This is a genomic window from Methanoculleus sp. MH98A (assembly GCF_000691865.1).
In the GTDB taxonomy this organism is placed as follows: Archaea; Halobacteriota; Methanomicrobia; order Methanomicrobiales; family Methanoculleaceae; genus Methanoculleus.
In genome coordinates this window covers 1-6,850 of sequence record NZ_JMIO01000064.1, presented here as the reverse complement: position 1 = coordinate 6,850, position 6,850 = coordinate 1, and the positions used below count along the sequence as shown (strand labels likewise).

The following is a 6,850-nucleotide window of genomic DNA, read 5'->3' as shown; positions in this document are numbered from 1 at the left end:
TCTTGATGGACGCATAGACGGCATCGAGACCGCGGAGCAGATCCTCGATCTCTTCCAGATTCCTGTCGTCTATATCTCACAGCCTATTCCAATGCTGAAGTGATCCGGCGAGTGACTCAGAGCGCGCCGTATGGATGCCTCGTAAAACCGTGCCAGATCCACGAGATCGTCAGGAGTATCGAGATTGCGCTTGCCCGGCACCGGATGGAAGAGACACTTGTTGAGAGTGAGAAACGTTATCGGAAAATCTTCGACAATGTCAGCGACGCGATCATGGTAAACGAGATCGTCGGCGGCACACTAGGATCCTTCACCGCCGTGAACGAAGCGGCATTGCATAAACTGGAGTACGAACGCGACGAGATGCTTAAACTGTCTCTGATGGACATCTGTGATGAGAACTGCGCGGATGACTGCGCAGCCATGTTACGCAGGCTTCTGGAGGAAGGCACGGCGGCATGTGAGATGATCCTTGTCGGCAAGGGAGGGCGCAGACATCTGGTGAACGCGAATGCACACCAGTTTCTTCTGGATGGAAAGGTGCTGACCCTCACTATCTGCCATGATTGCGCCCTCTGAGCAGCGGGGCCGCATTTCCTGATGGCAGAGATCTACCGATTAATGTTGAAACATTCCATCCAGATGCTTGCTACCCGGGGTTATTCCAAGGCTGTTTCCTGGCGATCTATTCTGTTCCGGCTTTCCGTCAGGGCTTGTAGACGCGGCCGCAGAGTCGGCGACACGCATCCTCATCGCAGCCCCGCACAAAGGTATTTTATGTATGACAACAGATTAAATGAGGTAAACGGGGCGTGAGAACGCAACCGATGCATCTTCCGTCTCCGTTTGGGCGAGGGTTGCCAAGCCAGGTCAAAGGCGCCAGGTTGAGGGCCTGGTCTCGTAGGAGTTCGTGAGTTCGAATCTCACCCCTCGCATTCGATTTTTCAAACACCTTATCCCGGCACTGCTTTCCCCCGGAGCCGTCGCATTTCCGGAGCGTAACCGTCCATAGAACACAAACAAACCTGCACGCCGTAGTTTTCGCCTCAAGAACGAGGAAGAGAGAAGAGTGTTCCGGGGACTTACGCCAGCACTACGTGCCGCTGCTGGCAACGTTCCTGCAGTTCGTTCCACTCTTCCGGGTGCTCCTCTGCCCACTCGAGGATCGCATGGACAATCCGGCCCCGCGACTCGGAATCCCCCCGGTAGTCTACCAGGACGCAATTGACCACCACTTCGATCTCTCCTTCCTGATGTTGCCTGACTTCCGTCATAGTGAAACCTCCCGATACACCCCCGGTGCTCACACCGGATGAAGATTCGACACCATATAATCCTGATCCTCCCCCGGCGGCGGCGGCCGAAAATCCTCCGATTTTCCCGGACGGTATGCCGGATCCGGCCTTTTGCCGCCCGGGCGCTTCCGGTGCCGCCGCCGCAGGGGTTATCATGCACCGGGGAGAACAGTACGGGAAGACTCATGAAACTCGGCGTGCTCTTCTCCGGCGGGAAGGACTCCCTCTTCGCCTGCTGGAAGGCGATGCAGAAAGAGGAGGTGGCCTGCCTGATCACGGTCGTCTCCCAAAACCCCGAGAGTTACATGTTCCACACCCCGAACATCCGCCTCGCCGCACTGCAGGCCGAAGCGGCGGGGCTCCCGCTCGTGGAGGTGGAGACGGCCGGGGAGAAGGAGGAAGAACTCCTCGACCTGAAACGGGCTCTCCTCGCCGCCAGAGATCGGTACGGGATCGAGGGGGTCGTCACCGGGGCGATCCTCTCCGTCTACCAGGCAACAAGGGTGCAGCGAGTCTGCCGGGAGCTGGGCCTCTGGTGCTTCAACCCGCTCTGGCTCGCCGACCAGGAGGCCTACATGGAAGAGCTCATCGATTCCGGCTTTAGGGTCGTCATCGCGGGCGTCTTCTCCTCGCCCTTCGACGAGTCCTGGCTCGGGCGGGAGATCGACCGCCGCACCCTCGGCGAACTCCGGGTGATCGCCAAAAAATACCAGGTCACCCTCACCGGCGAAGGAGGGGAACTCGAGACGTTCGTCGTCGACGCCCCCTTCTTCGCTCAGAGGATCGCGATCGAGGAGGCGTCGAAGGTCTACCGGAACTACAACGGCGTTCTGCGAATCGAGCGGGCGGGGCTGGTGGCGAAATGATCCTGCTAATCGACCTCTGCTACCGGGACGGCTCGCTCTCCCGGGACGAGTTCGTCGCGCCGGTCGAACGGCTCCTCTGCCGGATCGGGGTGGCGTTTGTAACCCGCCACTACACCGCCGTCGGCGCACCGGACCTCGAGAGCGCGGATGCGGCGATCCTCTGCGGCACGGCGCTGATGGATACGGGATATACGGAGCACCCGGAACTGTTCCGGTGGCTTCTTACGTTCGAGCGCCCGGTGCTCGGGATCTCCTCCGGCATGCGGGCGCTCGCGGCGGCGTTCGGCGGCGGTGTCGAGCCGTGCCGCGAGATCGGCATGGCCGACGTAAAAATGCTCGCGCCCGACCCCCTCTTTGCCGGGCAGGAGGGCTTTCCCGCCTACACGGTGCACGATTACGCCGTGCAGGTTCCCGGGGAGTTCGTAGCGCTCGCCGCCTCCGACCGATGCGTCCAGGCGATCCGGCACCGTTCCCTCCCCCTCTACGGCTCCTCTTCCACCCCGAGGTCAGGAACGAGTGGATCGTCGAGCGGTTCTCCAGGCTCGCCGGTCTTCAGAGCCCGTAGCGGTTGATCGTGTTGATCAGGGCCGCGAACCCTTCCATCTCTTTATCGAGGACTTCCATCCGGGTCATGCCCATGCTCGTCTCCGCGTCGGCGGTCAGCGTCTCGGGGCCGCGCACCACCTCGCGGTCGACGCCGTCGGCGGAGAGGATCTTTTGAGCCTCGGCGTCGTGGACGAACGCCCGGCCGGGGAGGATTACGACGTCTTCGAGTTTCGACAGGTTCACCCCGGCGAGGTCGTCGGCGGTGATGAGGCAGGCGATCTCCTTTTTGACCGCAACGACCCTCGAGGTCGAGCCGCGGATCGAGAGGGCCCGCTGGATGAAGGGGGCCGCGATGCTCCCGGTGATCACCGTTGCACGCTTCCTGACCCGGGGGAGTTTCTTTAAGAGGTCGGGCTCGTGGAGGATTGCGAACGGCGAGCCGATCGAGGGGTCGCCGAGCGGGGTCCCGCTGATCTTCATCGAGAACCGGTCATTGAGGTCCGTCACCATCTCGTGGAACTCGTCGACGGTGTGAACCCGCTGCCCCTCGAGGATGGGCGCGTTGCCGAGGATCAGCCCCTGGTCGGTCCGGTTCGCGAACCGCATCAGGATAAGCCCTTTTGCGCCCCGCTCCTCCAGCCACGCGCAGGTCTCTTCGAGGGCCTCGCCGTCGTTGACGCCGGGAAGAACGACTGTTGCGGCGTAGACGTCGATTGCGCCGCAGAGCCGGTCGAGGACCGCGAGCGAGGCTTCCGGCGTCGGGTCGTGCATCCACTTCCGCCGGAGTTCGGGGTCGGCGGCGAAGATGGTGTAGGAGACCTCGGCAAGGCCGTTCTCGATGAGGTGGTCGGCGATGGCGGGGTCATCGAACCCCTTGCCGCTGGTGTAGCCGATGTGGAGCGGCACCTCCATGCTGCCGAGGAGTTCGACGAGGTCGGCGAACTCCGGGTAGCAGCTCGGGTCGCCGCCGCCGCTGATGGTGATCCGGTCGACGTCGTCGCTCATCACCTGGAGGTTCGCGAGCGTCTCGTCGGCGACCGTCCGGAGGCTCTTGAACGCCTCATACCCTTCCCGCACCCCCCGGGTGCAGTAGTCGCACCCCTTCTGGAAGGGGAGGCAGTATTTGCAGCCGAACGCCGTCGTCCCCTCGACGTGTTTGAAGTAGCAGTACGAACAGAATCCCCGGCAGTCGAGGCCGGGCCGGCCTCCGAGATCGACGGTGAGATGCGACATTCTGATGGTACTTCTGTGCTCCTCTGTTATGAACGTTGCAGACCTCTCCCGGCGCGGGTTCGCGGGGAGAACGGGCGCTGCTCCGGGTGCAGGATTACGCTGAAATGTTTGAGACGGACCCCAGGAGGTCAAACCATTGACTTCCTTTTGCACCTTCGGTGCTCCAACTCCTTCTTCGCAGGCTAACGGTTGCTCAGACTCCGTTCCTACGGAACGTCGCACCCTGCGGGAAAAGTCGTCCTTCGCGTTCTTCGCGGCTTCGCGTGGGACTGGATCGTAATCTGCACCCGTTGTCTCACGCGAAGCCGCGAAGCCGCGAACGTGAGCACCAGAGGTGCGAGCTCCGGTGTTTCTGGGTGTTGCTAATTTCTTTTTAGTTCTCGCGCGAGGTTGCATTGCTCGATACCGGATGCCACACAATAGTGAAGTGCCGGGCACGCCGTGGCGGCTGCTCCGGGCGGGCGGCGGCACCTTTATGCCACGCCGGAGCGACGGAGTCGCGGTATGCGGACGAGCCACCGGCTGCTGCTCCGGTTCTATCACGATCCGGGCTACGACTTCTCCCGGGTCGAGGTCGAGTACGTCGACCGGGGAGCGCCCGGCGATCGCTCGACGGTCCGGGGCGACCGGGTCGTCGCGCTCGATGCCCAGTACCTTGAGGTGGACGCCGGGACGCACGTGGCCTGTATCCCGTATCACCGTGTCCGAAGGATACTGTATGACGGTGAAATAATGTGGCAGTATGGCGATCAACCGGGGGATGCCGGGGAAGCGTGAGGAGTGTCGGCGCCATCTTTTTTACCGCAGACCGCCCACGATATAAGGTATGCCCCAGTGGCTTAGCTGGCAGAGCGGCTGACTTGTAATCAGCAGGTCCCGAGTTCAAATCTCGGCTGGGGCTTGAAGAAGCCAAGTTCTTAATCCTTTCTTGAAAATGGGCCCGTAGCACCGATATTTTCATATCCTGTTTGAACGTCGCGATTTCTGCCGCGCGCATCACGAAACCGGAGCGACGCGGGGTTCGTTGCTCATCCTTGTGATGTGACCGGGATATCTTGCTGTTCTCGGGCGAACCGGAGCAGCACCCACACCTGCAGCACCGCCGCCCCAAGGTAAAAATGAGGCGGTATGACATTCCGGCAAATTTGCCAGAAGGTCGCGATCGAGAACAGCAATACATATAGGGTGTGTATCCATACAAGCCATCTTATGAAGCATCTGACAATTCTGCTGGTTCTCCTGCTCGTTGCAGGTATGGCGGCGAGCGGCTGCACGAGCACGACTGCCGACCCCGCACCGACCCCCGATCCCACGGCGATGCCACCAATCGAGACGGTCGCAGAGCTTCCGGCGAAGTACGTAGCTGGTGACGTGGTACAGTACGATCTGTCGAACCCTGATTACCGCGAGAACGGCGCGGTGTTGATCATGGACGTGAACGGAACCCACTATACGTGTGGAATCGTCATCCGGGAGTCATCGGCCCATGCGTGGAGGGTGTTCCCGGGGGACCTAGTTACAGTCACTCACGCCACGGTAGAGCGTAATTACCCGCGACACATCGACCGAGTAGACCCCGGCGCTGTTGCGGCGTGGACAGCTGAGCCAACACCGACGCCGACCCTGTCGCCGAAACCGACGCCTACCAAGACGCTCGACACGGCGACAATGGGCGAGAAAAACGCGGCGAAGAAGGCGCTGAGTTACCTGCGATATTCGGCGTTCTCCCGGGAAGGGTTGATCGACCAACTCGAATACGAAGGGTTCACCTACAAAGAGGCCGTGTATGGCGTGGACCAATCCGGCGCAGACTGGAACGAGCAGGCGGCGAAGAAGGCCGCACAATACCTGAAATACTCGTCGTTCTCCCGCTCCGGGCTTATCGACCAACTGGAGTATGAGGGATTCACCCCGGCGCAGGCTGAATACGGAGTGAGGGCGGTCGGGTACTAATCCCCCTTTTCATATCCTGCGGTTTGTAACTCCCGCGAGCACGGCGACGAGCAGGAGAATAGGGTGGGGATATTTCCGATAATTTTACACACGGGTTTGCGTCTCTCCTTCCCGGATACTCCGGGGCAAGGCCATTTTGCGCCCTGTTAAAAAGAGGTTGTGGTGGGGTTACGCGGCCTTACCAGTGATGATCGCCGCGAGCCGGTTATAGTGCTCCGGGTCTTCGCGTTCCAGGCGTGCAACCGCCTTCCGCATATCGTCCCGGATACCGTTCAGCATCAGGGAGACGATCTTCTCCCGGACCTGATCGGGCGTGATCGGGGCCCCGCACTCGAGACAGAACCGTATCTCCGTGCCGGCGGGCGCGTGCATCGGCCGGTTGCACCTCGGGCACGTGGCCGGGCGCGGGTGTTCGCTGTTCTGTGCGTCGTTGTTGGTTGTAGTCTCCTTCATGGTCTCATTCACCTGTTGGTTTCCCCCTTGACATGCCGCCGGAGGGGATCGCACCCTCCCGCCCGTGTGGTTACGGTCAGCGGCTCTCGTTCTTCCAGTTCTCCAGAAAGGTGCGCACCTCTCGCACCTCGTCGCGGAGTGCCGCCGCCTTTAGTCTTCTGGAGAAGGAATATAGGCCGCGTGGGTTTGGATGACCCCGATGGCCCGAACACCTGCGATTAGAGTTAGGGGCTTTGTTGAAACCCTCTCCCGGAGGATGAATCATCTCCGGATAATCCATGTCTCACCGACGCACGCGAAGGCGCGAAGAACGCGAAGTCTGGATGGGTATTGACCGTCTCCTTCGCGACTTCGCGCGAGACCCACATCACCCGCCTCTATCGGCAACCGAGTGTTATCCAGAGGTTGGGGAAAGCATTTCAACAGGGCCGAGTTAGGAGACTTCAATTCTCCAGTTATCATCTGCCGCCATATCAAGCAGGTAAACATCCAAAATGGTTTCCT

Annotated in this window: 8 protein-coding genes and 2 tRNA genes; 7 read left to right on the top strand and 3 right to left on the bottom strand. The window is 60.9% G+C overall.

Annotation, left to right across the window (positions count from 1 at the left end; genetic code table 11):
- Positions 1 to 204: 204 nt before the first annotated feature.
- Positions 205 to 579, top strand: coding sequence for a PAS domain-containing protein (locus EI28_RS09275; protein ID WP_155937332.1), 375 nt, complete (start codon positions 205 to 207; stop codon positions 577 to 579).
- A gap of 271 nt (positions 580 to 850) precedes the next feature.
- Positions 851 to 935, top strand: a tRNA-Leu gene (locus tag EI28_RS09270).
- Positions 936 to 1,082: 147 nt separating this feature from the next.
- Here the strand turns inward: EI28_RS09270 and EI28_RS09265 are convergent.
- Positions 1,083 to 1,274, bottom strand: coding sequence for a hypothetical protein (locus EI28_RS09265; RefSeq protein WP_048114327.1), 192 nt, complete (start codon positions 1,272 to 1,274; stop codon positions 1,083 to 1,085).
- Between the two features lie 206 nt (positions 1,275 to 1,480).
- Between EI28_RS09265 and EI28_RS09260 the strand changes: the two genes are divergently transcribed.
- Entirely contained in the window at positions 1,481 to 2,161 is a 681-nt protein-coding gene (locus EI28_RS09260) for a diphthine--ammonia ligase (protein ID WP_048114330.1), read from the top strand.
- Positions 2,158 to 2,733, top strand: a complete 576-nt coding sequence (locus EI28_RS09255; RefSeq protein WP_231476686.1) for a hypothetical protein — start codon at positions 2,158 to 2,160, stop codon at positions 2,731 to 2,733. The genes EI28_RS09260 and EI28_RS09255 overlap by 4 nt, the downstream gene beginning before the upstream one ends.
- Here the strand turns inward: EI28_RS09255 and mmp10 are convergent.
- Positions 2,714 to 3,940: a methyl coenzyme M reductase-arginine methyltransferase Mmp10 gene (mmp10, locus tag EI28_RS09250; protein ID WP_048114326.1), complete on the bottom strand. Its 1,227-nt coding sequence runs from the start codon at positions 3,938 to 3,940 to the stop codon at positions 2,714 to 2,716. The genes EI28_RS09255 and mmp10 overlap by 20 nt on opposite strands.
- A gap of 504 nt (positions 3,941 to 4,444) precedes the next feature.
- On the opposite strand from mmp10, the gene EI28_RS09245 reads away from it, so the two are divergent.
- From EI28_RS09245 to EI28_RS13515, 3 genes are all read left to right on the top strand, one after another.
- Complete coding sequence (locus tag EI28_RS09245) at positions 4,445 to 4,717, top strand: DUF504 domain-containing protein (RefSeq protein ID WP_048114325.1); 273 nt, start codon at positions 4,445 to 4,447, stop codon at positions 4,715 to 4,717.
- 51 nt (positions 4,718 to 4,768) lie between these two features.
- A tRNA-Thr gene (locus tag EI28_RS09240) sits at positions 4,769 to 4,841 on the top strand.
- A 308-nt stretch (positions 4,842 to 5,149) separates the two neighbouring features.
- The gene (locus tag EI28_RS13515; RefSeq protein ID WP_197018483.1) at positions 5,150 to 5,893 is read left to right on the top strand and encodes an Ltp family lipoprotein; all 744 of its coding nucleotides are present in this window, start codon (positions 5,150 to 5,152) and stop codon (positions 5,891 to 5,893) included.
- Positions 5,894 to 6,061: 168 nt separating this feature from the next.
- Here EI28_RS13515 and EI28_RS09230 read toward each other — a convergent pair whose 3' ends face one another.
- On the bottom strand, positions 6,062 to 6,346 hold the full coding sequence (locus tag EI28_RS09230; RefSeq protein ID WP_048114324.1) for a hypothetical protein: 285 nt from the start codon (positions 6,344 to 6,346) through the stop codon (positions 6,062 to 6,064).
- Positions 6,347 to 6,850: the final 504 nt, after the last annotated feature.

Bases quoted from the DNA above. Each gene is read 5' to 3' on its own strand.
- EI28_RS09275 (WP_155937332.1), top strand. From the start codon at position 205: ATGGAAGAGACACTTGTTGAGAGTGAGAAACGTTATCGGAAAATCTTC.
- EI28_RS09265 (WP_048114327.1), bottom strand. From the start codon at position 1,274: ATGACGGAAGTCAGGCAACATCAGGAAGGAGAGATCGAAGTGGTGGTC.
- EI28_RS09260 (WP_048114330.1), top strand. From the start codon at position 1,481: ATGAAACTCGGCGTGCTCTTCTCCGGCGGGAAGGACTCCCTCTTCGCC.
- EI28_RS09255 (WP_231476686.1), top strand. From the start codon at position 2,158: ATGATCCTGCTAATCGACCTCTGCTACCGGGACGGCTCGCTCTCCCGG.
- mmp10 (WP_048114326.1), bottom strand. From the start codon at position 3,940: ATGTCGCATCTCACCGTCGATCTCGGAGGCCGGCCCGGCCTCGACTGC.
- EI28_RS09245 (WP_048114325.1), top strand. From the start codon at position 4,445: ATGCGGACGAGCCACCGGCTGCTGCTCCGGTTCTATCACGATCCGGGC.
- EI28_RS13515 (WP_197018483.1), top strand. From the start codon at position 5,150: ATGAAGCATCTGACAATTCTGCTGGTTCTCCTGCTCGTTGCAGGTATG.
- EI28_RS09230 (WP_048114324.1), bottom strand. From the start codon at position 6,346: ATGAAGGAGACTACAACCAACAACGACGCACAGAACAGCGAACACCCG.